The following is a 23091-nucleotide window of genomic DNA, read 5'->3' as shown; positions in this document are numbered from 1 at the left end:
GAGCCGCCTCGTGCAGGGGCCCGCTTCACCCAGTGTCCGATCTCGGGTGGGCGGTGCACAAGGCGAACTGGCTCAGCGCGCGCCCCGCCTCGCCTGGGGCCCGCGCCCCCCTGCCGGCGCGAGCTCGCGGAGCGCCGCCGACAGCGACGCGAACGTGGCCAGCTCGCCGACGTCGACGTCGACGTCGACGAGCCTCGTCGCGATGTCGGGGCGCACGCCGACCAGATAGACCCGCGCCCCGAGCAGCGCCGCCGCGCGGCGGGTCATGCCCAGGAAATGGGCGACCTGCGCGTCCAGGAACGGGACGCCCGTGAGGTCGAGCAGCACGCACAGGGCCTCGTGCCGGCTCACCCCTTCTGCCACCTTCTCGAGCACCTGCTGCGCGCGGCCGCCGTCGATCATCCCGATCAGCGGCACGAGCAGCACCCCGGGCAGCAGCGGGATGATCGGGCAGCCCAGCTCGCGCACCGTCTCCCACAGCGCGCGCTCGATCGCGACCGCCTTTTGCAGGTCGGCGTGCTGCGACGACAGCGACTCCAGCAGCGCGTCGCGCTCGAGCGCCGCGCCGAGCAGCGTCCCCCAGATCGCGACCGTCCCCTCGTCCCCGGTCATCGCGACGAGGGTCGGGCCGACGAGCGCCAGGATCCCCCAGTCGCGCTGGGCGGAGCGTATCGGCAGCAGCAGCACCATGAACGTGCCGTCGGTGGCCGACGCCGGCAGCATCTCCGCCGGCGGAAACGCCTCCCGCGCGCAGCGGCTGCCGTCCGGGGGCACCGGGCTGCCGTCGCGGCTGTAGGCGCCGGCGACGACGAGGCGCTCGCGCGTCGCCGGGTCCTCCCACAGCGCCAGGCAGCCCCAGACCGCCGTGGTCGTCTCGAGCCACGCCAGCGACCTGTATTCCTGCCGGGTGCCGCCGAGCAGCGCGAAGCTGACGTCGTGGTTCGTCCTCGCGAGCACCCCGAGCTGGTGGACATGCTGCGTCTCGGCCTCGAGCCGCGCCCGCGCGATCGCGAGGCGAAGGAGCTCCAGGAAGTCCTCCACCCGCCGCCTGGCCGCGGCGTCGAGGGGCGCGCCGCGTCGCTCGGGGAGCTGGGCCAGCAGCCGGGCCGTCGCCAGGAGGGTCCCCAGATCGGGCGTGATGTCGACGGCCTGCCGATAGGCGCGCTCGAGCTCGGCGGCCGGGGCCGGCGCGGCGCCCCGGAGCGCCGCGAAATACATCTCGACCACCCGCGTGACCCCCGGCCACACCGCCGCCGGCGGGGTATCGGGCGGGAGCGGCTGGGGAAGGAGCAAGAGCTCGACCATCTGCCGGGCCGCGGCGCCGCCGGCGTCCTCGTCGGACGCCGCGCCCTCCGTGTCGAGGAAGTTCTGGATCACGTTGCATCCGCACGAGCTGCGCACGACGAGCAGGTTCGCCGTGCGCACGCCCTCGGGCGGGAAGGCCTCGCCGGCGATCATCGACGCGAGGAGATCGCCCGCCGCGCTCCCCATCATCTCGAACCGCTGGCGCACGGTGGTCAGCGGCGGGTCGGCGCTCTGCGCCTCCACGACGTCGTCGAAGCCGATGATCGCGAAATCCTCGGGGATGCGGACGCCCGCCGCCTTCATCGCGGACATCATCCCGAGCGCGTTCTTGTCCGTGCCGAAGACCGCCGCCGTGCACGCGGGCAGCTTCGCGAGGAGCGCCGGCGCGGCGGCCCGGCCGCCGCTGTACATGTTGTTGTCGCACGGGATGATCAGCTCGGGGTCGGCGGGGATACCCGCCTCGGCGAGCGTGTCCTCGTAGGCGTCGCGGCGCTCGCGCACGTCGTACGCGGCGAAGTTGCCGACGAACGCGATGCGCCGGTGCCCGTGCTCGATCAGGTGGCGCACCGCGCTCCGGATGCCGCCGTGGTTGTCCGGGAGCACCGCCGGGCAGTCGATCTCCGCGGGCCGGGCGCCGAGCGTGATGAGCGGGATCCCCGCGCGCGCGAGCTCCTCGAGGCCCTCGAACTCGATGATCACGATCCACCCGTCCACCTGCTCCCTGGCGAGCGAGGGCGCCTGGACCTCGGGCGGCGTGCCGCGCAGCACCAGCGTGCGAAGCCCGCGCTGCCGCGCCGACTCATGGATGCCGATCAGGACAGGACCCCAGAAGGCGCCGGACAGAAAGGGGGCGATGACGCCCACGGTGCGAGGGCGCGCCGCCCCGCCCGGGACCTCGGCCGGGCGCGCGTCAGGGCCCGAGACGCCGGTCTTGCCCCTGGCCTGCCGCCCCGCGGTGCCGGGCAGCTCGCCCCACTGCTCCGGAAGCGGTACCCCACTGCCCTGGCGACCCTGACCCATGTTCGACGGCCTCCTGCTCGTGTCCTGACCGCCCTCCCCACGCTCTGCGCAGACGGTCTACAGCGTACACGCTGCGCCGGCAGCCCGGGCGAGAAGACTGTTGATCTGCCGCGGATCCTCGGCAATTCGTCAGTCTGCGGACAGGGCTCCCCCACCGCGTGTCGCCCGCGAGCCCGGGCGCCGTCGCCTGGCGACGCGGGCGCGAGGCGATCCGGCCGCGCGCGCGTCGGGCGAGCCTCGCGGTGGTAACGTTGTGCGATGCGGTACCGCGACGAACGGGACGCGCTGCGCGGGCGCGTGGACAGCCTCGAGGAGCAGCTCGCGACGGCCAGGAAGCAGCTCGACGACCACCGCGACGACGATCGGGCGGCGCGCGTCGAGCAGCTCGAGCGCCAGATGGCGGACGCCCGCCGCGTGCTCGACCAGCTCGGCCGCGAGCTCGACGCGGTGCGCGGCCGGCCGAGGCGGTCGCTGTTCGCGCCGGTCCTGGCGATGATCGCGGGCCTCGGGATCTGCGGCGCGGTGCTGGGTCATGTGCTGCTGCGGCCCGCGTCCGAGGCGCCTGTCGACGGGGCTCCGCCGCCGGTTCCGGTCCCTGCCCCGCTGCCGGAGCCGACGTCCATGGCCCCCGAGCCCGCGCCGGCGCCGCCCGCGCCGGCCCCCGAGAGGCCCTTGCGGACGGCGACCGCGACCTGGGAGGCGGGCGTCGCGCGCGCCACGGGGCTCCCCCTCGCGGCCGGCGCGCGGTGCACCGTCGAGGCGGAGCTCGCGAGCTCGGGCGACGACATCCGTGTGCCGTCGCTCCAGGTCGTTTGCGGCGGGAAGCCGATCTATCGATCGAGCGATGCGCTCAACGGCATGTCGATGTTCAGCAGCGGCGTGGAGGAGGACTCCGGCGCGGAGCCTGGCACGCAGGTCTATGCCATCGCGTACCAGGACAAGGGCTCGCGCGCCGGGGAGCGGGCCGAGGTCTCGCTCGACAGCACGCGCAGGGCGGGCGCCGTCTGGAGCGACTCGGCGCCCGCGTACCGCGTCGAGCTCACGCTGGCTTACCAGAGCCCGCCCGTCGCGGGGGAGCCGCTCCTCGACGCCACGAAGATGACGCTGCGCCGGTCCGCGGCCGTCACCGAGTCCACGGGACCGAGCCCGGTGAAGGCGGGCGCGAGGTGCGCGCTGCGCGTCTCGCCGCTCCCGCGAGGCGGCAAGTGCCTCACGCGCCTCGCCTGCGGCGGCCGCATGCTCTACGGGGCGGGCACGACAGGCGTCTCCGAGTGCACGGTGGAGCGCGATCGCGTCGTCCGCGTCCACGACGGGAACACGACCCGGGACGGGGGCGATCCGGCGCTCGATCTCGACCTCGCGACGGGGCGGGTGACCGTGCGCGATGAGGCGGAGCGCGGCGCGTGGAGCGTCGGCGTGCAGCTCGATCCGGCCGCGGGAGAGGGCCAATGACGCCCGGGGCTCGACGTCGATCGACGTGAATCGACGCATGCCATGACCCTCGTGAGAATTTCAAACAAGTAAACGCAAGTATCGGCAGGGCGGGACACTGCTGCACTTCGCGCGCTCGACCGTGCCTCGCGGTGGTATGTCTGCGTCGCCCGTGGCCGCATGAAGTGACCTGTCGCACCGGAGGCAGCCCGCGCCGAGCTCGGACGCGCGCCTGGCGGTCGGGTGGCGGGGTCGGTCGATTTTTTTTCAGGGCACCGATGATTTCGATCATGTGCGGGGGTCTATGCCTTCGAACCCCGACAGAGAGGCTCCCATGACCGCGATCTCCCCCGACATTCGCCACGCCGCGCCGATCCGAGACGAGAACGAGGCGCCCCGGACCGGCGCCGCCGTGACCGGCGCGCCGAGCGAGGTCCAGCGCTCGGTCCGGAGCTCCAGGAAGGCGCTGTGGGCTGGTCGTATCCTGAGCGGCTTCGCCGTCCTGTTCCTGGGCTTCGACGCCACGGGCAAGCTGCTCCAGCCGCCCGAGTTCGTGGAGGGCACGACCAGCCTCGGGTACTCGGCGAGCGTGATCTTCCCCCTCGGGGTGCTGCAGGTCGTGTGCCTGCTCTTCTACGTCATCCCGCGCACGGCCGTGCTGGGGGCCGTGCTCTGGACGGGCTATCTGGGAGGCGCGATCGCGACGCACGTGCGCGTCGGCAGCCCGCTCTTCAGCCACACGCTGTTCCCGATCTACGTGGCGGCGCTGATCTGGGGCGGGCTCTGGCTGCGCGATCGGCGGCTCCGCGCCGTCCTGCCGCTCCGGGCGGCGGAGTGAGGGGCAACGGAATCCGCGAGGACCGATGAGCTGGAGCTCCTCGCGACATCAGGACATCGAGCGCAGCGCTGAGACAACGATTTTGGCGGCGCGGGCCGCACGGAGGAAGACATGTCGATCAAGAGCCTGAATCCTTATCTGATGTTCAACGGGACGGCCGACAAGGCCATCAAGTTCTACGAGAGCGCGCTGGGCGCGAAGAGCGAGGGCCCGCCGATGCGCTTCGGCGACGTCCCGGGGGACAACGTGGCTCCCGAGAACAAGGACCGGATCATGCACGCCACGCTGCGCATCGGCGGGGGCGTCCTCATGATCAGCGACATCATGACCGGCATGCCGGTCCCGAACGAAGAAGGGCACGCCGAGACCTGCTTGCACTTCGACGACACCGCGGAGATGGCGAGGGTGTTCGACGCCCTCGCCGCGGGCGGCAAGGTCACGATGCCCCTGCAGGACACGTTCTGGGGCGCGAAGTACGGCACGCTCACCGACGCGTTCGGCATCCGCTGGATGTTCAACTGTCAGCGCGAGAACTGCCAGGACCAGAAGGCCTGAGGCCGCGCGGCGACCGGCGCCGCGGCCGACGCGCGGCGCCGGGCTGGGCGGCGCGATGACGAGAGCCCGCGCCGCGCCGCGCCGAAGCGCGGTGAGCGCGACCGGGGCGGGCGCGCGGCGCTACCGCCGCAGCGACCTGTAGAACACGTAACCGAACCCGAGCGTCAGCGCGACGAGGACGGCCCCGCCGAGCGTCACGTACGGTAGGATCTTCTCCCGTGCTTGCCGCTCCATCTCGCCGATGCGGCTCACGAGGTCCTCGCGGACCGCGTCGGCCCGCTGCTCGAGGCGCTCGCGCTCTGGCGAGTTCTTCGCCTCGCTGTCCCTGACGGCGGGGTGCGCGCCGCCGGGGCTCACGGAGATCCGATCGAGCTCTTCCAGGTTCGCGCGGACGTGGGATCGGAGCAGCGCGGCGCGTTGCTCCAGGTCGTCGATGCCATTTGCGTTGGTGCTCATGCGATCTCTTCCTTCAGCAGGTTGGCCTGGGCCTGGGCGTGCTCCTTGGTGGCGTCGAGCGGCGGCTCTCGCGGGACGGCCCGGTAGCCGACCAGCCCGGCGATCGCTGCCGTGACGAGCAGGGCGCCTGCGATGACGAGCGCCGGCACCGCCCCGCCCAGCGCGAGGGCCGCCGCGACGAGGAGCATCGCGAGCATCAGGATCGCGGCGGCGAAGGCGACGCCGAACGCGATCGCCGCGTTCCTGAGCTTGTTGATGTCCTGCTTGGTCTCGTTCTTCGCGAGCGCGATCTCGATCTTGATCAGCTCCTGAGTGTCCTGGATGGCGTCTCTGACGAGATCGACGAGCCCGCTCTCCTTGGGCTGCTGGTTGTTCGCCATGGCTTCCTCGCGTGGGATGGGTGGTCTGGACCCCTCATCCGGCGTCTCGCCGGCGGGTTCGTCCGTCGTGCGCACTGGCCAGCTCCGTCCACCGCCAGTTCGTGGGACCTCCAAATGCATCGATCGGACCACGCAGCGTTCACGCCCGCGATCTCCGCGCCGCGGACCAGCGCCGAGGGCCCAGCCAGGAAGACGATCGACCGCCATCACGCCACATGTGGCGTGCCTGCGCGTGGCGCCTCTCCGCCCCTGTCTCCGCGCTCACGTCGCTTATTTCCGCGGCCACGTGCTCTGTCAGAAGAGCTCGTCACGCATCGCGGCAACAGCCTGTTGTCCTGAGGCCCCGGGCAGGGAGCTCGTCACGCATCGCGGCAACAGCCTGTTGTCCTGAGGCCCCGGGCAGGGAGCTCGTCGCGCCCCCCGCCCCCCGCCCCCCAGCGCCCCGGAATTACCCGCCGAGGACCTCGGCGTAGAGGTCCTCGTACGCCCGGATCATCCGGTCCATCCCGAACCGCTCGATCATCCGCGCTCGCCCCCGCATCCCCATCTCGGCGCGGTCTTCCCGCACGGCCACCGCCTCCAGCGCCGCCGCCAGCGTCTCCGGCGCGCCCGGCGACACGAGCAGCCCCGTCTCGCCCTCCTGCACGATCTCCGGGTTGCCGCCCACGCGCGTGGCCACGATCGGCAGCCCCGCCGAGGCCGCCTCGATGAGCGTGAGCGAGATCCCCTCCGTCAGCGACGCGAGCGCGAACACGTCGAACGCCGGGAGCAGCTCCGCCACGTCGCCGCGCGTCCCGGTGAAGGTCACCGCGCCGGCCAGCCCGAGCCGCGCCGCCTGCTGCTCCAGCGCCGGGCGGACCGGACCGTCGCCGACCAGCGTCAGGTGCGCGTCCGCCCGCACCTCCCGGAGCCGCGCGAACGCCGCCAGCAGCGTCGCGTGGTCCTTCTCCGGCGAGAGCCGCGCCACGCACCCCACGTGGTAGCCCGCGGCGGGCACGCCGAGCCGCGCCCGCGCCGCGCCCGCGTCGCCCGGCCGGAACACGTCCGTGTCCACGCCGTTCAGGATCGTCACCACCTTGGCCGGGTCGACCCGCTCCACCTCGATCGCGACAGCGCGCGCGTCGTCGCTCACCGCCACCACCCGGTCCGTGAGCGCCGCCGCCAGCCGGTTGACCAGCACTTTCCGCTTCTGTTTCGGGTAGTTGCGCCCGTGCTTCGTGTGGATGACGCGCGGCCCGCCGCCGCCGCCACCGCCAGCCAAGCCCGCGGCCCGCGCGAGGCCGGCCGCGAGCGCGCCGTAGAGGTGCGGCCCCGGGTTGTGCGTGTGGACCAGCGCGATCCCCTCGCGCCGCATCCACGCCGACAGCCGCACCGGGAGCCCGGGGTCGAGGCCCGGCCTGCGCGGGATCACGACCAGCGGCACGTCGAGCCGCGCGAGCTCCTCGGCGAGCGCGCCGGGCTCCTGCAGCGCGCACACGACCGGCGCGAACCGGTCGCGCGCCGTCCGCTCCAGGAGCCGGAGCACCACCCGCTCGAGCCCGCCGACGTTGAGCGACAGCACGACGTGCGCGACCTTCGCCGGCCGGCCCGGCGCCGCGCGCGGCCCTGCTCCCGGCGTCGGCAGAGACTCGGGGGCTCCGATCACGCCGCGACCTCGCGGCCGAACTCGATGGGCACCTCGGACACCGTGAACCGGAACTTGCCGCCCGACGTGACCGGGATCTCGTCGACGAGCTGCACCCGGATGTCCGCCCGCTCCCCGAGGAACCGGCGGAGATCGCGCTCGATCGCCTCCGACGTCTCCGGCTTGTAGCCCTCGCCGGGGATGATCCTGATCGTGATCGCCCGCGTCTTGTCCTGGTGGACCTGGTAGCGCTCCACCGTCGGGTTGTCCTTGAAGAAGTACGGGAAGAACACGGACGAGAGGAGCTGACCGTCCGGCCCGACGATCATGTCGAGCACCCGCCCCTCGACCGAGGCGAGCAGCGGCAGCCCGCGCCCGCACGAGCACGACTTGTCCGCGGCGACCACCACGTCCTCGTTCTTGTAGCGGATCAGCGGCATCGACCGGCAGATGAGGTCGGTCAGGATCACCTCACCCGGCTCGCCGGGCTTCGCGTGCCGGCCGCCGCACTGCACCTCGACGAAGATGTTCTCGACGTTGAGGTGCTTGCCCTCGCGGCGCTCGCACTCCGCGCCGATCAGCATCATCTCCCGACAGCCATAGCGATCGTAGACCGGCGCCTGGAACGCCTTCTCGATCGTCTCGCGCTGGTGCGGGAAGAGCCGCTCCGCCGTCGCGATGATCCCCTTCGGCGTCGGCAGCCTGTGCCCCGTCTCGAGCGCGTAGCGCGCCGTGTAGTAGAGCGGGCTCGTGTATCCGACGACGAGGTTGGGCGCGTACCGGCGGATCTCGTCGACCACCCCCGCGAGCCGCTCCTCCGACAGGTTCCACGCGCTGACCGTCTTCTTCCGGATGGCGGCCTCGTGGAGCGTGCGCTTCACCTTCTTCCAGCGCGGCTCCTTGGTCGGGATGCCCCAGATGTAGAGCTCCTTCTCGCCGATCCGCCCGCCCGCCCACGCGTCGGCCCGCAGGGCCGCCGCGCTCCTACACTCGTACGTCGTGTGATCGTAAAAGAACCGCGCCGGCTCGCCGGTCGAGCCTCCGGTGCCGCTCCGGAAGAGCTTGCCGCTCCACCCGTCGGCGATCAGCTCGCTGCCGTGCGCGCGGAGATCCGCCTTCGTGAGGACGGGAAAGCGCACGAGATCCTCGGGCGCACGCGCGTCCTTCGCCCGCACCCCGTACTCGGCGAAGCGGCGCCGGTAGAAGGGCACGTGCTGCTCCGCGAACTGGAGGGCCGCCTGCATCTTTCGCCAGTTGAGCTCGCGGAGCTCGCGCTCCGGCCGCCACTGGGACCGCTCCATCTCCTCGAGGTACGCCAATGTCGCCCTTCTTCGGAGTTTCGTCTCATAAAACGGATAGAGGACATTCCGAAAGAGTGCTGAGTACATAATAGGAACTGATTCTTCCGAACCTTCGACAGGCCGTCAAGCGGCCCGCAGCCTGGCGTCGCGCCGCGCGCGCCCACGCTCCGGTAAGCGATCTGTGGAGGTGCCGTGACTGAACTCTACATCACACCTGCTTCTGCGTCCCGCGTCGCAGGCGCACCGGCGCGCGCAGCGCCGCGCCCGCAAGGCGCCTCGTCCTGGGCGAGATCCGTCCGGGCGCGCCGCCATCGGGTGATCGGTTTGAAGCACGAGAGGGCAAGCGGGGGAGATGGCCGGGGGAGAGAACAAGGAACTTCCTGGTTTCCAGCCGCCGCGGGAGCTCCGCCGGCGAGCGCGACCATGAACCCGCCGCGCGCGCGCGGCGGCCGACCGCGGCGCGGCGCCTCTCAGCCCGCGGTGGGCTCCGTCTCCTGCTGCCAGAGCGCCGCCAGCGCGAACGTCTTGGCGTTCTCGGGCACGGCCTGGCAGAAGCTCTGTCGCCGCGCCGGGTCGTGGATCCACTGGGCCCGCGTCACGAGCCGCTGCATCGCGACCGCGATCGCCTCGCGCGCCGCGTCGTGGTGCCCGGCGGCCCGGAGCGCCTCGGCGTACACGAGCCGGATCTGCGCCTCGCCCTCCTCGGTCCCCCCGACCGACACGAGCAGCCCGAGCCCGCGCCGCGCGGCCTCGAGCGCCTCGTGCGCGCGCCCCTGCTCGTGCAGCACCCGCGCCCGCACCGCGAGCGCGAGCGCCTGGAGCGTCGGCACGTGCGCCAGCATCGCCACGGCCGCGCCCGCCTCGTTGTCCGCCGCGCCGAGGCTGCCGAGCCGGATCAGGATCGCGGCGAGGTACGCGCGCGACCGCGCCTCCTGCCGCCGGTTCGCCTGCGCCGAGAACGCCTCGACGGCCTCGGCCGTGACCGTGCGTGCCGCGGCCAGGTCGCCCTGCTGCGTCCAGAGCAGCCCCAGGTTCTGCTTCGCGAACGTCGCGACGTTGTGCAGCCCCATCCGCTCCGCCTCCGCGAGCGCGTCGCGCAGCTCCGCCTCGGCGCGGTGGTACATCCCGAGCTGCACCAGGCAGTGCGCCGCGTTCACCCGGCTCAGGCACGCGTTCCGGAGATCGCCCGTCTGGAGGTACGCCGGGATGCTCTGCTCGGTGCACTCCAGCGACGCCGCCGGGTCGCCGTAGCAGAGCGCCCGCGACGCGCGCAGCGCGTGGATGCGCGCCGCCACCGCCGCGTCGCGCTCCGCGAGCGGCATCGCGACGCGCGCGAGCTCCTGCACGATCTCCTCCGCCGCGGCGTACTGGCCGCCGTGCAGGAGCGACCCGGCGATGCGCGCCAGCGCGCTCACCGAGGCGCCGGTCGCCTCCTCGACGTAGCTCGGGGGGCCGCCGCCGTGGCTCGGGGGGCCGCCGCCGTGGATCGAGGGGCCGCCGCCGTGGCTCGGGGGGCCGCCGCCGTGGCTCGGGGAGCCGCCGCGGAGCTCCTCGACGAGGTCCGCCAGCCGGTCGCCCATGCCGAGGCGCACGCGCATCGACGCCGCCTCCGCGGCCGCCGCGTACCAGAGCGCGCTCTTCCGCGGGAAGCCGCGCATCGCCATGACGGCGCACCGCTCGGCCTCGGCCGCCTCGCCGAGCCACTTGTGCGCCTCGGCCTGCACGAGGCGCAGCGCGGCGAAGAACTCCCCGTCCGCGTCGGCGCTCGCCACGCCCTGCTCGGCCCGCTGGATCGCGGCGCGGAAATCGTTCGCCCCGAGCGCCTGCTCCGCCGCGCGCCGGAACCAGACGACCGCGCGCTCGGCGTCGCCGCCGCGCTCGAAGTGCTCGGCCAGCAGCGCCGCGTCGCGCTCGCCCGCCGCGTCCAGCCACTCGCCGGCGAGCAGGTGGCCGAGCGCGCGGTCCGCGTCGGTCAGCGTCTCGTACGCCGCCTCGCGCACGAGCGCGTGCCGGAAGGCGTACTCGTCCTCACCCCGGAACTTCCCCTCCCCCCGCCGCGCGATCAGCTCGCGGTCGACCAGCACCGCGAGCCACCCGTCCACCTGCGGGGCCCGCCGCTCGCCCCCGAGCAGCGCCATCAGCCCGCCGCGCCAGAACTTCTGGCCGAAGACGCTCGCCGCCCTGAGCACCCGCCGCGCCTCGGCGTCGAGCGACTCCAGCCGCGCCTGCACCATCGACAGCACCGTCTCGGGCAGCGCCTCCGTCCGCCCCGCGGCGGCCGCGCGGATGAGCTCCTCCAGGTAGAACGCGTTGCCCCCGGCGCGCTCGCACAGCCGCGCGCACACGTCGGGCGTCACCGCGTCGCCGAGCACCTCGCGCACGAGCCGCTCGCTGCCGCGCCGCCCGATCTCGCGCAGCCGGATCTCCTGCACGCCGCGCGAGACCCACACCTTCGGGAACACCGTCTCGACCTCGGGCCGGGCCAGCGCGAGCACCATGAGCGGCTGGTCCCGGTGCGCGAGCGCCGCGTCGATGAGCTTCACCGTGGGCACGTCGCCCCACTGCAGGTCCTCGAGCACGAGGAGCACCGGCTCGCCGCGGCACTCGGCGAGCACGAAGTCCTCCCAGGCGCGCCGGATCTGGTCGCCCATGAGCATCGGGTCGCTCCGCGCGGCGCGCAGCTCCACGCGGCCCTCGTCGGCGAAGCGGATGCGCGCCACCTCGCCGAGGAACTCCGTGACCCGCGCGAGGTCGCCGCCGCTCAGGTAGCGGCCTACCCGCGCGCGGAGGCGCTGCTCCCGCACCTCCTGCGGCTCGCCGCCGGAGAGCCCGGCCTCGCGGCGCAGCATCTGGCGCAGCATCCCGAAGGGCGAGCCGGCGCTCATCGGGTCGGCGTGGCCGAGCCATACCTGCACCCGCTCGTTGCGCTCCTCGACCCGGCGCAGGAACTCGTAGCGCAGCCGGCTCTTGCCGAGCCCGGCGGGCGCGGTGATCACGACCGCGCGCGCGGTCGGCTCGGAGAGGCACTCGTCGAGCACGGCGTCGAGGATGGCGAGCTCGTGGTCGCGCCCCACGAACGGCGTCGCCCGCCCGAGCAGCGTCCGCGCCGCCTCGACGAGGTCGCGCTCGGCCCGGAGCACGAGGCCCTCGGCGTCGCCGCCGACGTCGAAGCGCGCGTCGAGCAGGCCGGCCATCACCTCGTCGAGGCGGATGAGCCCGCCCTCGGCGACGTCGAGCAGCCTCACGGCGCGGTCGATGGTCGGCCCCATCGGGAGCCGGTCGTCCGCGGCGGCGCGGCCGGCGACGAGCGCCATCTGGACGCCGGGCAAGAGGTCCCGCACCTCGATCGCGCAGCGCGCCGCGCGCGCCGCCTGGTCGGTGATGAGGCCGCGCCCCTCGAGCGTGATGAGCAGGAGCCCGTCCGCCAGCGTCTGCAGCGCGCCGCCGAAGCGCGCGGCCACGCGCTTCACCTCCTCCTCCGGGACCACGCGCGCGAGCGGCATGGTCATCGGGAGGGTCATCGGCATGGTCGGCCCTTGCCAGGAGGCCTCCTGCGAGCCCATCCGCGCGAGCATCAGGCAGAGCGTCCGCCGCTCGCCGGTCGTGAGCGCGCTCGGGCGCCGGCTCACGGGCGCCGGGGGGGTGCTCTTGATCTCGCCCACCCGGAGCAGCTCGAGCGCCACGGCGGCGCCGTTCGCGGGGCGGCTCGCCGGGTCCTTCGCGAGCATGCGCGCCACGGCGGCGTCGACGGTCTCGGGGATGTCGGCGCGCAGGTCGCGCAGGCGCGGCGCCTCGTCGAGCACGACGCGCAGGAGCGCGGTGTGGATGTCGTCGCCGACGAACGGCGGCCGCCCGGTGAGGCAGTGGAACAGCACGCAGCCGAGCGCGAACACGTCGGCCTGGGGCCCCACGTCGCGCTCGCCGCGGGCCTGCTCGGGCGCCATGTAGAACGGCGTGCCCATGACGACGCCGGTCATGGTGAGGGGCGCGAGCGACGTGAGCCGCGCGATGCCGAAGTCGAGGAGCTTGACCTGCTCGACCGCCTTGTCGACGAGGTACAGGTTGCTCGGCTTGAGGTCGCGGTGGACGACGTTGTTGCGGTGCGCCTCGGCGAGCGCCTCGGCGACGCGCAGGCCGAGCAGGACGCTCTCGCCGACGGTGAGCCCGCGCCGGCGCAGCCGGTCGGCGAGGCTCTCGCCCTCGAGCCACTCCAGCGCGAGCCACGGTTCGCCGCTCTCGGTCGCCCCCTGCGCGATGTACCGGACGATGCCCGGGTGCCGCAGCTCCGCGAGCACCTGCGCCTCGCGCGCAAAGCGCTCGCCGTGCTCGAGGCCGCGGCCCGACATGACCTTGAGCGCCGCCGTCTCGCCTGTGTGCCGGTCGAGCGCGCGGTAGACGGAGCCCATCCCCCCCGACCCGGCGAGGCGCTCGATCAAAAATCGGTCGGCGACGATGTCCCCGGGTTTCATCGGGACGGCGAGTATCACATGGAGCGCGGACGGAGAGACCAGATCCCGGCGAACGGCCCGGGGCGAGGTCGCATGTGTCCCGGTGTAGGCAGGGCAACGGGCCAGGTGATAGGATGCGCCCCCATGTCTGCGCTTGTTCTGCCCACCGTCGAGAACCTCGTCCCGTACGAGGGGGGGAAGCCGCTCGAGGAGCTCGCGCGCGAGCTCGGCGTGACCGACGCCGTGAAGCTCGCGTCGAACGAGAACCCGATCGGGCCGAGCCCGCGCGCCGTCGAGGCGGCGCGCCGGGCGCTCGAGAGCATGAACCTCTACCCGGACGGGGCGGCGTACCGGCTGCGCGAGCGGCTCGCGGCGGTCCACGGCGTCTCGATGGACGAGATCGTCCAGGGCAACGGCTCGAACGAGCTGCTCGACCTGATGGTGCACGCCTTCGCGACGCCCGGGTCGCACATGGTGTTCGCGGATCCGGCCTTCATCGTCTACAAGATCTCCGCGCTGGCGTACGGCGTCCCGTACACCGCCGTGCCGCTGCGCGACCTGCGGCACGACCTCGAGGCGATGGCCGCGGCGGTCACGCCGAAGACGCGCCTCCTGTTCGTCGCGAACCCGAACAACCCGACCGGCACGCACGTGGGCCGCGCCGCGGTCGAGCGCCTGCTCCGGGAGGTGCCGCCCGAGGTCATCGTCGTCATGGACGAGGCGTACATCGAGTACACGGACGCGGCGGACTACCCGGACTCCATGCGCCTCCGCGGGCTGCGGGAGCGGCTGCTCGTGGTGCGCACCTTCTCGAAGATCTACGGCCTGGCGGGCCTGCGCGTCGGCTACGCGGTCGGCCCGGCCCAGCTCATCGACTACATGAACCGGGTGCGCGCGCCGTTCAACGTGAGCGCGATCGGCCAGGCGGCCGCCCTCGCGGCGCTGGACGACGCCGAGCACGTCGAGAAGAGCCGCGCGCTGAACCGCCGCGAGCGCGAGCGGCTCACGCGCGAGCTGACCGCGCTCGGGCTGTCGGTGGCCCCGAGCCAGGCGAACTTCGTGCTCGTGGACGTGAAGCGGCCGGCGCGCGACGTGTACGACGCGCTGCTGCGCAAGGGCGTCATCGTGCGGCCGTTCGGCAACCTGCCGACCAGCCTGCGCGTCACCGTCGGCACCGAGCGCGAGAACCAGCGCTTCCTCGAGAGCCTGTCGGCCGTGCTGGCGTGAGCGGCGGCGGGCCGGCTACGCGCGCCGCGCCTCCGGCCCCGCGGCGCGCGCCGCCGCGCGCATCATGCCGCCGAGGCTCAGCGGCACGAGCGCGATGAGCCCGTGCGCCTCCGCGGGCCCGGGGTGCGCCGCGACGAAGCACCGGACCGCGGGGTTCTCGTAGAGGTGCAGGAAATCGCAGCTCCCCGCGGGCGCGCTCCCCCGCCGCGCGACCTCGAAGGCGAGCAGGCCGCCGTGCTCGCTCGGCTCGCGGGCGAACGAGGCGGCGAGCGCGGACATGCGCTCGTCCGCGCCCGCGGGCCTGCCCTCGGCCGGGCTCGTGTGGGTCACGTCGACGAAGCGCGAGAGCAGGGCGTAGCTCGACGGATGGGCGAGCGAGCACAGGCAGTACACGGGTCGACCGGGGCGGGCGAGCATGTAGCGGATGAGGCGATCCAGGGCGAGGCGGAGGACGACATCGCTGCTCGCCGGGTGCTCGCCGAGCGCCCCGGACTCGCCGCGGACGACGGCGACCCTCACGCTGGCGAGCTCCCGCTCGACGATCTGCATCGCGAAGTAGCCGACGATCCGGCCGCCTGCGCTCCGCTGGAGGACGAGGGCGCCGTGCTCCGCGTCGGCGTGGAGCACGTGGGCGGCGAAGCTTTTCTCCCGCTGCGATCCCTCGAAGATCAGGCGGCGGACGGCATGGAGCTCGCCGTCGAGGAGCTGTCTCTCCTCCGGGGTCATCTCGCGTGGAACACGGACCTCGACCGAGGTCTGCTCGTTCATGGACTCCTCCATGCGCGCCGCTGCTGCCGTCATCTCGGCTGCGGGACGGCCGTTCGCCGGGCGTCGCTGACGTCGCTGGCGTCGCTGGCGTCGCTGGCGTCGCCAGCGACGCAGCGTGGTCAGCAATGGAGGTGCCAGCGGTGTGCGAGATGCGACGACCCCGCGGCGGGCGCCGCCAGCGCCCCCGGCGCGCCGGCGCGGGGCCGCAGGGGCGGGCGGGGTGAGGCCCGCGGCCATCAGACCGACAGCCCTCAGCAGAGCCCGGCGAGCCGCGGCGAGCCGCGGCGTGCCGCGACGTGCCGCGCGCCGGAGCGCCGGCCGCCCTGATCCGTCCGCGCCCCGGGCATCACCCCCCGAAGCGCTGCCCCGGCGCGAAGCGGATCGGCAGGCGGGTCGGTCCGTGCACGTGGATCGCCCGGCGCGGCTCCCACGGCGCGTCGCTCGCGAGCGAGAGGTCCGTGAGCCGCGCGAGCAGGTCCGGCAGCGCGACCCTGGCCTCGAGGCGCGAGAGCGGTGCCCCGATGCAGAAGTGGATGCCGTGCCCGAACGCGACGTGCGGGTTCGGGTCGCGCGCGATGTCGAAGCGGCCAGGATCGCGAAACTGCCTGGGATCTCGGTTGGCAGAGCCGATCATCGCCAGCACCGGCTTGCCGGCCGGGATCACCTGGCCGTGCATCGGGACGTCGCGCCGGGTCACCCGGAACATCGCCTGGACCGGCGAGCGGTAGCGCAGGACCTCCTCGATCGCCGAGGGCAGGAGGTGGGGCTCGGCCCGGAGGCGGGCGAGCTCGGTCGGGTGCTCGAGGAAGCACAGGATCGCGTTGCTGATCAGGTTCGTCGTCGTCTCGTGGCCGGCGACGAGCAGGAGCTGGAAGAAGCCGAGGATCTCGTCCTCGTTCAGCCGCTCGCCGTCCACCTCGGCCTCGACGAGCCGGGTCAGGAGATCGTCCTGCGGCGCCGCCCGCCGCTGCGCGATCAGGCCTCGCAGGTAGCCCTGCATCTCGACGCTCACCGCGGAGAACTCGGCGATCGCCCGGGCCGCCTCCTCGCTGCCCGAGACGGTGGTGCCGAGGTCCAGGATCACGTCGCTCCAGCGCCTGAACCGCGGCTGGTCTTCGGTCGGGGCGCCGAGCATCTCGGCGATCACGAGCAGCGGGAGCGGGAGGGTGTAGTCCTCGACGAGGTCCATCTCACCGCGCTCGATCGTCCGGTCGAGCAGCCCGCTCGACAGCGCGCGGATGCGCGGCTCGAGCTCCGTGACGGCGCGGGGGGTGAAGGCCCGCGTGATGATCGCGCGCAGCTTCGTGTGGCGCGGCGGGTCCGAGAAGATGAGCCACTCGGACGTCCTGTTGCCCGGCGGCGACACGACGGAGCTGAACGCCTCGTGATCCTGGAGCGCCCGCTTCACGCCGTCGTGATCGAAGATCATCCACGAATCGGACGGCGGATAGTGGAGCACGGGAGTCCCGCTCCGCAGCTCGTCGTACAGGGGATAAGGATTGCGGCGCATCTCGTCCGAGAACAGGTTCATCGCTCACGACCTCCTTCGCGCGCCAGGGTAGGATTCCGTTCCGTGGGCGGCTTGAACGCATCCAGGATCGGCGCCGTGATCGGGGAGGCGTTCGCGGTGCGCGCCTCGACCGCGATGACATCGACGCTCCACGCCGAGCACGGCGCGGCGATCCTGGTCGGGCTGGACAGCGAGGTCACCGTGACCTTGCCCGGGCCGGGCGGCGCGGCGGTGCGCGGGCGCATGGTCGTCGTGCCCCCCGACGTGTGGCACGCCGCCTCCTGCCCCGGTCCCACCCTCGGGCTGCTGTACGACCCCGAGCTGATGCCGCACGTCGCTGGCCACGCGCGCCTGCGCGGCGGGCCCTGCCCGCTCGACGGCGACCTCCTCTCGCGCTTCGACGGGGCGGCGGCGGCGCACGTCGCGTCCCTGTCGCGCCCCGAGGTCCTCGACGGCCTCGCGCGCGAGCTCGCGGGCTGGCTCGCCGAGGCGTCGCCGCGCCGCGCCCCGGACCGGCGCGTGGCCCGCGTCCTGGAGGCGCTGCGCGATCCGGCCGCGGACCGGCGCCTCGCGATCGCGCGCGCGGGGCTCTCCGAGGCGCACCTGCAGGCGCTGTTCGTGCGCGACGTGGGGCTGCCGATCCGCACCTTCCAGCTCTGGCGCCGGCTCCTCGTCGCGGTGGCGGCGCTCTCGCGCCTCGACGCGACGGGCGCCGCCCACGCCGCTGGGTTCGCCGACCTGGCGCACTTCTCGCGGACCTGCCGCCGCATGCTCGGCTACTCCCCGACCGAGCTGCGCAGCGGGCTGCTCTTGACGTAGAGTCTGCCGGCGCTGCTGCTGTCCTGCGGCGGATCGATCTCGCGAGGAAGAGGGCTTCATGACGATGGATATCGCCGCGCTGCGCCGCGACACCCCGGCCTGCGCCCGGGTCGTGCACTTCAACAACGCGGGGGCCGCGTTGCCCCCGGCCGTGGTGGTCGACACGGTGGTCGATCACCTGCGCCGCGAGGCGGCCATCGGCGGCTACGAGGCCGAGGCGGAGGCGGGCGAGCGGCTCGAGGCGGTCTACGGTTCGGTCGCGCGGCTCATCGGCGCGGCGCCGGACGAGATCGCCCTGGTCGAGAGCGCCACGCGCGCCTGGGACATGGCGTTCTACTCCCTCCGCTTCGGCCCGGGCGATCGCATCCTGACCGCGCGGGCCGAGTACGCCTCGAACTACATCGCGTTCTTGCAGATGGCGCGGCGCACCGGCGCCGAGATCGTCCCCATCCCGAGCGACGAGAGCGGCGCCGTCTCGCTGCCCGAGCTCGACCGCCTGCTCGACGAGCGGGTCAAGCTGATCGCGGTCACCCATATCCCCACGAGCGGCGGGCTGATCAACCCGGCGGAGGAGATCGGCCGCCGCGCCAGGTCGGCGGGCGTGCCGTTCCTGCTCGACGCGTGCCAGTCGGTGGGGCAATTGCCGATCGACGTCGAGGCGATCGGCTGCGACATGCTGTCGGCGACGGGGCGCAAGTACCTGCGCGGGCCGCGCGGCACTGGCTTTCTCTATGTGCGGCGCGCGTTGCTCGAGCGGCTCGAGCCGCCGTTCCTCGATCTGCACGCTGCCTGCTGGACCGCGCCGGACCGCTACGAGCTGCGGCCCGATGCGCGGCGCTTCGAGAGCTGGGAGAGCCATGTCGCCGGCCGGCTCGGCCTCGGCGCGGCCGTGGACTACGCGCTCCGCCTCGGTCTGCCGGCGATCCGCGACCGCGTCTGCGCGCTGGCCGAGCGCCTCCGCGCCCGGCTGGCCGAGCTCCCCGGCGTCGCCGTGCGCGACCTCGGCCAGCGGCGCTGCGGCATCGTGACCTTCACCAGGGAGGGCGAGGACGCCGCGGCCGTCAAGGCGCGGCTCGGCGCGCAGGCGATCCACGTCAGCGTGTCGACCGCGTCCGGGACCCTGCTCGACTTCGAGGCTCGCGGGATTCCCGATCTCATACGCGCGTCGGTGCACTACTACAATGACGAATCCGAGATCGACCGCTTCGTCGCCGCGCTCGCCGCGGCCTGAAGAGCGAAGTTTGGCGCTGCGTCTGCTTCTTGCTCGCCGTCCTGGGCGATCGTGGATCGAGCTAGAATCGTGCGATGCAAAGATTCTTGAACGTGCTTGGTAAAACGCTGTTCCTCGGCGCGATGGGCCTGCTCGCCGCGTGTGGTCCTGTCGATGGGGACAACGGGGGTGGCGGCTCGGGCGGCGCTGGTGGCGGCGGTCCACGCGGCCCTGGCTCGGGGGGCGCTGGCGGCGACGGCGGCTCGGGCGGTGCCGGCGGCTCGGACGACACGGGCAGCTCGGGCGCCTTGCAGGCGTGCCTGGATTACTGCGACGAGGTGAGCAACTGCGCCGATCCCGACGCAAGTTGCGCCGACGGCTTCTGCGAAGAGCAGATCCAGCGCGCTGGCGCCGGGTGTGAGGACGAGCTTGGCGCGGCCTTCGCGTGCTTCCTGCCCTTCGCGACGGTCCAGTGTGGCTTCGAGCCGCCCGACGCGTGCAGGGACGAGATCGACGCGCTGGAAGCGTGCACCGAGCTCCACGGGTGCGGCGGGCAGCTGTGCAACGGCGGTGGCGGCGCGGAAGGCGAGACGTGCGGGTGCGCGTCGACGTGCCAGGGCAAGCAATACGAGACGCAGTGCGATACGCCCGCCGGCGGCGACACGACCTGCGCGTGCCTCGTGGACGGCGTCGAGGTCGGGACGTGTGAAGGAGAGAGCGCCACCGCGTGCGGCGTGAAAGAGAGCTGTTGCCAGGCAGAGTATTTCAACATCCCCTGATCCGGCCGGCGAAGGCGACGAGATCATCGGTCTGAGCTTGCCGCCTTCAGGCGCTCTCCTCCGGAGATCACCGGGAGCTGCTCACAGGCATGTCTCGACCCGCAGGGGTGGCGACAGGACGTCGTTCAGCCGCGCGAGATCGCGCAGCATCTCGAGCCGGCGCGGCTCGCGGCCCGGGTCCGGCGCTGCGTCTGCTTCCTGCTCGCCATCATCGGCGAGCGTGGACCGGGCTAGCCTCGGGCGATGCGAACATCCCTGGATGTGATCGACCAATTACTCTTCGTGGTCGCGATTGGCTTGCTCGCCGCGTGCGGCGCTGTCGATGTGGAAGGCGGGTCTGGCGGCGCGGGCGGCGCGGGCGGCGCGGGTGGGGGCGGCGGCCCGCGCGGCGTCGGCTCGGGCGGCGCTGGCGGCGCGGGTGACGCTGGTGGCGCGGGCGGTGCTGGCGAGGATCCGGCCGGCGAGCAGGCTTGCCTGGACTTCTGCCATCAGGTCGAGGTGAACGACTGCGGGTTTCCGCACGATGACTGCGCCAGCTTCTGCAGCGAGCAATTCGAGCGCGTCGGCGAGGCGTGCCAAGACGCGCTGGGGGCCCTCTACGCGTGCGCCCTGCCGTTCGCGCCCTCGTGCCAGGACGGAGCGCCCGACGCGTGCGACGAGGAGGCGGAGGCGGTGACCGCGTGCACAGCGCTCCACGGGTGCGGCGGGGGGCTGTGCGAGGGCGGAGGCGGCGCGGAAGGTGAGACGTGCGGGTGCGCGTCGACGTGCCAGGGCAAGCGGTACGAGACGCGATGCGATACGCCCGCCGGCGGCGACACGACCTGCTTGTGCCTCGTGGACGGCGTCGAGGTCGGGACGTGTGAAGGAGAGAGCGCCACCGCGTGCGGCATGAAAGAGAGCTGTTGCCAGGCAGAGTATTTCAACATCCCCTGATCACGCCGCGGAAGGCGACGAGATCATCGGCCTGCCCTTCCCGTCTTCAGGCGCTCTCCTCCCGAGATCTCCGGGAGCTGGTCACACGGCCGTCTCGACCCGCAGGGGTGCCGGCAGGACGTCGTTCAGCCGCGCGAGATCGCGCAGCATCTCGAGCCGGCGCGGCGCGCGGTCCTCGTGCGACGGGAACGGGACCGCGGCGAACGCCGCGAGCGCCGCCTCGGCCACGCGGGCCGCGCCGTCCGGGCCGAGCAGGCCGACCTCGAGCGCCTCGCGCGCCGCGCCGATGTACGTGTCGAACAGGCGCACCCCGCCGACCGCGAGCTCCAGCCGCGCTGTCTCGGGTGTCGCGACAACGTCGTGGATGAGGACCGCTTTGACGACCTCCGGCGCGATCTCGAGCATGCGCTGGCCAAAGTGGATGTCGCCCTGCCCGCTGTCGCCGACGAAGACGAAGCCGTACTCGGGGTACAGCCGCCGGTACTCGAGGAAATTCTCGAGCTTCTTCTCCGCGATGGCGCGGTTGCCGAGGAGGCGCAGGAACGAGCCCGCGAGGACGGTCGCGGTGAGCTGGCCGCGCTCGGCGAGCGCCTCGAGGGTCGCGCCCTCGACGAGGCCGAGGCGGTCGCCGGGGCGGGCGGTGACGAAGGTCAGGTCGCCGGGCCGGCCGGGCTCGAGGTCCGGCCCGCGGTCGAGCTCCGCGTAGAACTGCAGGACGCCGGGATAGACGGTCTTCTTCGGGTACCGGGCGTCCTTCCAGTTCGCATAGAAGGTATCGTCGATGTCGGAGAGGATCTTCACCTCACGCGTCGAGACCGCGGCCGCCTCACGCGCGATGTGCTCGAGGAGCTCCTCGCGCAGCGCGTCGTCGTCGATGTCGTGATAGAAGAGCTGGTGAAGGTCGTGGTAGCCGCCCCGGCCGTCGAGCGCGTTCTTGAGCCGCGTGACGTCGGCGCCGCGCGTGCCGAGCCAGATGCGGCGCAACGCCTGCTCATCGAGGCCCCCCGTGCGGCCGCGCTGCAGCGCCGAGGCGAGCGCCGCGCGGGCCGGGATGCCGAGGTCGCCGAGGCGATCCGCGGTCAGCAGATCGAGCAGCGCCGTGCGGTTGTCGGGGCCGATGAGGCGATCGTCGATGTCGCCGAGCAGCGCGCGGAGATCGATCTGGAGGAGGAGCTGATCGAGCTCGACGGCGCTCGCTCCCGCGAGGATCTCGAGGATCCGCCGCTCGTCTCGCCGGTCGGTGTGGGAGGCCATGCGCTGCCGGATCTCGTCGAGCTTTGGCAGCACCGACGGGATGGGCGCGTCACGGGTGGTGTCGATCGCCATGGCGTCCCCGCAGCATAATGGATCTGCGGAGCGGGCGGCGAGGACGGCGCCGCCGGAACTCACGTGGAGCCCCACGCCCTGCCGCCGAGCACCTCCACCAGCGCCGCGAGGATGCCGTCGAGCCGCGGCGCCTCGGCGCGGAGCGCGCGCAGGAAGCTCACCAGATCGGGCGCGAGAAGGTGCACTGGAGAGGTGTAGTCGCCGGCGGTCATGTAGATCTCCGCGGTTCCCAGGCGAACCGCGAGATACAAGGCGACGGAGCACTCGACCTCGACGCCGCGATCGGACTCCATCGTCACGATGTGCCCCGGCAGCTGGGCAATCGTGAGGAGCTGCATCTCCCCCATCCTGCTCGACGAGCTCGATTTGCGGACGACGAGCCCCCTCTCGAGCGGCGACAGGACGACGACCGCCGCCGGCGGGAGCGCCGCGGGCCACGGCACCCGGGAGGGCGCAGCGCCCGCGTCGAGCAGGGCCAGCCCGTCGATGGAGGCATAGAGCGCCTCGATCTGCGGGTGAAGCGCCCCGTGGCGCGCCTCGACCTCGGCCACCTCGCGCCGGCGATCCGCCGAGGGGGTCTTCACCGCGACGGACCAGCCGGCGCGCGGCGCCGAGGAGGCGAAGCTGCCCCGCACGAGCGCGCTGCGAAGCGCGTCGTCGAGCCGGTCGTGCCGGTCGTGCCGGTCGTCGACACGCGCCGCGCCGCGCTCGCCCGCGCCGGGCGCGGCGCGGCGCGGGTCGAGGCAAGCGTCGATGAGCTGCGCGAGCGCCTCGTCGACGGCCGGGTCGGCGCGGAGGGGGTCGCGGTCGAGGAACGGCGCGTAGCGGAGGTCCGCGGCGATGCGGGCGACCTCCTGGCGACCGCGCGCGCCGTGGCGTCGCTCGAAGTGCGCGCGCCAGGCCTGCGCCGCCTCCGCGAGCGCCGGGAGCGCCGCGCGCACGAGCGCGTCGACGTGCTCGCCGGCGAGGGACATCCCGAACACCATCCCGCCGCCTCGCTCCACCGCGATCAGGCCCTTCAGCACCGAGATGAAGCGCGCCTGCGCCTCCGTGAACGAGACCGCGTCGTCGGGCTGGTGACGCGCGAGGGTCTCGTGGAACCACGCGAGCAGGCGTTCCGCACCGTCCATCCTGCCTGGCATTCTACTCCTGGCATGAAGC

Annotated in this window: 19 protein-coding genes; 8 read left to right on the top strand and 11 right to left on the bottom strand. The window is 73.2% G+C overall.

Features of this window, described 5'->3' with window-relative positions:
* Positions 1-72: 72 nt before the first annotated feature.
* Positions 73-2325: a substrate-binding domain-containing protein gene (locus WME76_RS42925; protein ID WP_437957941.1), complete on the bottom strand. Its 2253-nt coding sequence runs from the start codon at positions 2323-2325 to the stop codon at positions 73-75.
* Between the two features lie 258 nt (positions 2326-2583).
* Here WME76_RS42925 and WME76_RS42920 point away from each other — a divergent pair, with 258 nt between their 5' ends.
* The 3 genes from WME76_RS42920 (at position 2584) to WME76_RS42910 (ending at position 5149) form a co-directional block, all read left to right on the top strand.
* Positions 2584-3777 carry a hypothetical protein gene (locus WME76_RS42920; RefSeq protein WP_437957940.1) on the top strand — a complete coding sequence of 398 codons (1194 nt, stop codon included), beginning with the start codon at positions 2584-2586 and terminating at the stop codon, positions 3775-3777.
* Between the two features lie 313 nt (positions 3778-4090).
* Positions 4091-4594: a DoxX family protein gene (locus WME76_RS42915; RefSeq protein WP_437957939.1), complete on the top strand. Its 504-nt coding sequence runs from the start codon at positions 4091-4093 to the stop codon at positions 4592-4594.
* 111 nt (positions 4595-4705) lie between these two features.
* Entirely contained in the window at positions 4706-5149 is a 444-nt protein-coding gene (locus WME76_RS42910) for a VOC family protein (RefSeq protein ID WP_437957938.1), read from the top strand.
* A 120-nt stretch (positions 5150-5269) separates the two neighbouring features.
* Here WME76_RS42910 and WME76_RS42905 read toward each other — a convergent pair whose 3' ends face one another.
* The 5 genes from WME76_RS42905 to WME76_RS42885 all read right to left on the bottom strand — a co-directional run bounded on the left by WME76_RS42905 (position 5270) and on the right by WME76_RS42885 (position 13379).
* A complete protein-coding gene (locus WME76_RS42905) occupies positions 5270-5605 on the bottom strand; it encodes a hypothetical protein (protein ID WP_437957937.1) in 336 nt (111 codons plus the stop codon).
* Positions 5602-5985: a phage holin family protein gene (locus WME76_RS42900; protein WP_437957936.1), complete on the bottom strand. Its 384-nt coding sequence runs from the start codon at positions 5983-5985 to the stop codon at positions 5602-5604. Before WME76_RS42900 ends, WME76_RS42905 begins: the two co-directional genes overlap by 4 nt.
* A gap of 448 nt (positions 5986-6433) precedes the next feature.
* On the bottom strand, positions 6434-7630 hold the full coding sequence (locus WME76_RS42895) for a glycosyltransferase family 4 protein (protein WP_437957935.1): 1197 nt from the start codon (positions 7628-7630) through the stop codon (positions 6434-6436).
* Positions 7627-8928 (bottom strand): phenylacetate--CoA ligase family protein, encoded by a 1302-nt coding sequence (locus WME76_RS42890; RefSeq protein ID WP_437957934.1) that lies wholly within the window; start codon positions 8926-8928, stop codon positions 7627-7629. Before WME76_RS42890 ends, WME76_RS42895 begins: the two co-directional genes overlap by 4 nt.
* 452 nt (positions 8929-9380) lie before the next feature.
* A complete protein-coding gene (locus WME76_RS42885) occupies positions 9381-13379 on the bottom strand; it encodes a protein kinase domain-containing protein (protein ID WP_437957933.1) in 3999 nt (1332 codons plus the stop codon).
* Positions 13380-13502: 123 nt separating this feature from the next.
* On the opposite strand from WME76_RS42885, the gene hisC reads away from it, so the two are divergent.
* Entirely contained in the window at positions 13503-14585 is a 1083-nt protein-coding gene (gene hisC / locus WME76_RS42880; protein WP_437957932.1) for a histidinol-phosphate transaminase, read from the top strand.
* 15 nt (positions 14586-14600) lie between these two features.
* On the opposite strand, the gene WME76_RS42875 is transcribed toward hisC, so the two are convergent.
* Both WME76_RS42875 and WME76_RS42870 read right to left on the bottom strand, forming a co-directional pair.
* Entirely contained in the window at positions 14601-15353 is a 753-nt protein-coding gene (locus WME76_RS42875) for a hypothetical protein (RefSeq protein ID WP_437957931.1), read from the bottom strand.
* A gap of 346 nt (positions 15354-15699) precedes the next feature.
* The gene (locus WME76_RS42870) at positions 15700-16884 is read right to left on the bottom strand and encodes a cytochrome P450 (RefSeq protein WP_437957930.1); all 1185 of its coding nucleotides are present in this window, start codon (positions 16882-16884) and stop codon (positions 15700-15702) included.
* 42 nt (positions 16885-16926) lie between these two features.
* Between WME76_RS42870 and WME76_RS42865 the strand changes: the two genes are divergently transcribed.
* The 3 genes from WME76_RS42865 (at position 16927) to WME76_RS42855 (ending at position 19671) form a co-directional block, all read left to right on the top strand.
* Positions 16927-17682 (top strand): helix-turn-helix domain-containing protein, encoded by a 756-nt coding sequence (locus WME76_RS42865; protein WP_437957929.1) that lies wholly within the window; start codon positions 16927-16929, stop codon positions 17680-17682.
* 58 nt (positions 17683-17740) lie between these two features.
* A complete protein-coding gene (locus tag WME76_RS42860) occupies positions 17741-18913 on the top strand; it encodes an aminotransferase class V-fold PLP-dependent enzyme (protein WP_437957928.1) in 1173 nt (390 codons plus the stop codon).
* A gap of 92 nt (positions 18914-19005) precedes the next feature.
* A complete protein-coding gene (locus WME76_RS42855) occupies positions 19006-19671 on the top strand; it encodes a hypothetical protein (protein WP_437957927.1) in 666 nt (221 codons plus the stop codon).
* 81 nt (positions 19672-19752) lie between these two features.
* On the opposite strand, the gene WME76_RS42850 is transcribed toward WME76_RS42855, so the two are convergent.
* Positions 19753-19944: a hypothetical protein gene (locus WME76_RS42850; protein WP_437957926.1), complete on the bottom strand. Its 192-nt coding sequence runs from the start codon at positions 19942-19944 to the stop codon at positions 19753-19755.
* Between WME76_RS42850 and WME76_RS42845 the strand changes: the two genes are divergently transcribed.
* Positions 19933-20604 (top strand): hypothetical protein, encoded by a 672-nt coding sequence (locus tag WME76_RS42845; protein WP_437957925.1) that lies wholly within the window; start codon positions 19933-19935, stop codon positions 20602-20604. The genes WME76_RS42850 and WME76_RS42845 overlap by 12 nt on opposite strands.
* 81 nt (positions 20605-20685) lie before the next feature.
* Here the strand turns inward: WME76_RS42845 and WME76_RS42840 are convergent, their stop codons facing one another.
* Both WME76_RS42840 and WME76_RS42835 read right to left on the bottom strand, forming a co-directional pair.
* Positions 20686-21930, bottom strand: a complete 1245-nt coding sequence (locus WME76_RS42840) for a phosphatase domain-containing protein (protein WP_437957924.1) — start codon at positions 21928-21930, stop codon at positions 20686-20688.
* Positions 21931-21989: 59 nt separating this feature from the next.
* A complete protein-coding gene (locus WME76_RS42835; protein ID WP_437957923.1) occupies positions 21990-23060 on the bottom strand; it encodes a hypothetical protein in 1071 nt (356 codons plus the stop codon).
* Between the last annotated feature and the right edge of the window lie 31 nt (positions 23061-23091).

Origin of the sequence: Sorangium sp. So ce119, assembly GCF_051524405.1 — a bacterium.
Lineage (GTDB): Bacteria > Myxococcota_A > Polyangia > Polyangiales > Polyangiaceae > Sorangium > Sorangium cellulosum_G.
This window is presented reverse-complemented; position numbering and strand designations above follow the sequence as displayed.

Excerpts from the sequence above, each read along its gene's own strand:
- WME76_RS42925 (WP_437957941.1), bottom strand. The coding sequence starts at position 2,325 with ATGGGTCAGGGTCGCCAGGGCAGTGGGGTACCGCTTCCGGAGCAGTGG.
- WME76_RS42920 (WP_437957940.1), top strand. The coding sequence starts at position 2,584 with ATGCGGTACCGCGACGAACGGGACGCGCTGCGCGGGCGCGTGGACAGC.
- WME76_RS42915 (WP_437957939.1), top strand. The coding sequence starts at position 4,091 with ATGACCGCGATCTCCCCCGACATTCGCCACGCCGCGCCGATCCGAGAC.
- WME76_RS42910 (WP_437957938.1), top strand. The coding sequence starts at position 4,706 with ATGTCGATCAAGAGCCTGAATCCTTATCTGATGTTCAACGGGACGGCC.
- WME76_RS42905 (WP_437957937.1), bottom strand. The coding sequence starts at position 5,605 with ATGAGCACCAACGCAAATGGCATCGACGACCTGGAGCAACGCGCCGCG.
- WME76_RS42900 (WP_437957936.1), bottom strand. The coding sequence starts at position 5,985 with ATGGCGAACAACCAGCAGCCCAAGGAGAGCGGGCTCGTCGATCTCGTC.
- WME76_RS42885 (WP_437957933.1), bottom strand. The coding sequence starts at position 13,379 with ATGAAACCCGGGGACATCGTCGCCGACCGATTTTTGATCGAGCGCCTC.
- hisC (WP_437957932.1), top strand. The coding sequence starts at position 13,503 with ATGTCTGCGCTTGTTCTGCCCACCGTCGAGAACCTCGTCCCGTACGAG.
- WME76_RS42875 (WP_437957931.1), bottom strand. The coding sequence starts at position 15,353 with ATGAACGAGCAGACCTCGGTCGAGGTCCGTGTTCCACGCGAGATGACC.
- WME76_RS42870 (WP_437957930.1), bottom strand. The coding sequence starts at position 16,884 with ATGAACCTGTTCTCGGACGAGATGCGCCGCAATCCTTATCCCCTGTAC.
- WME76_RS42860 (WP_437957928.1), top strand. The coding sequence starts at position 17,741 with ATGACGATGGATATCGCCGCGCTGCGCCGCGACACCCCGGCCTGCGCC.
- WME76_RS42840 (WP_437957924.1), bottom strand. The coding sequence starts at position 21,930 with ATGGCGATCGACACCACCCGTGACGCGCCCATCCCGTCGGTGCTGCCA.
- WME76_RS42835 (WP_437957923.1), bottom strand. The coding sequence starts at position 23,060 with ATGGACGGTGCGGAACGCCTGCTCGCGTGGTTCCACGAGACCCTCGCG.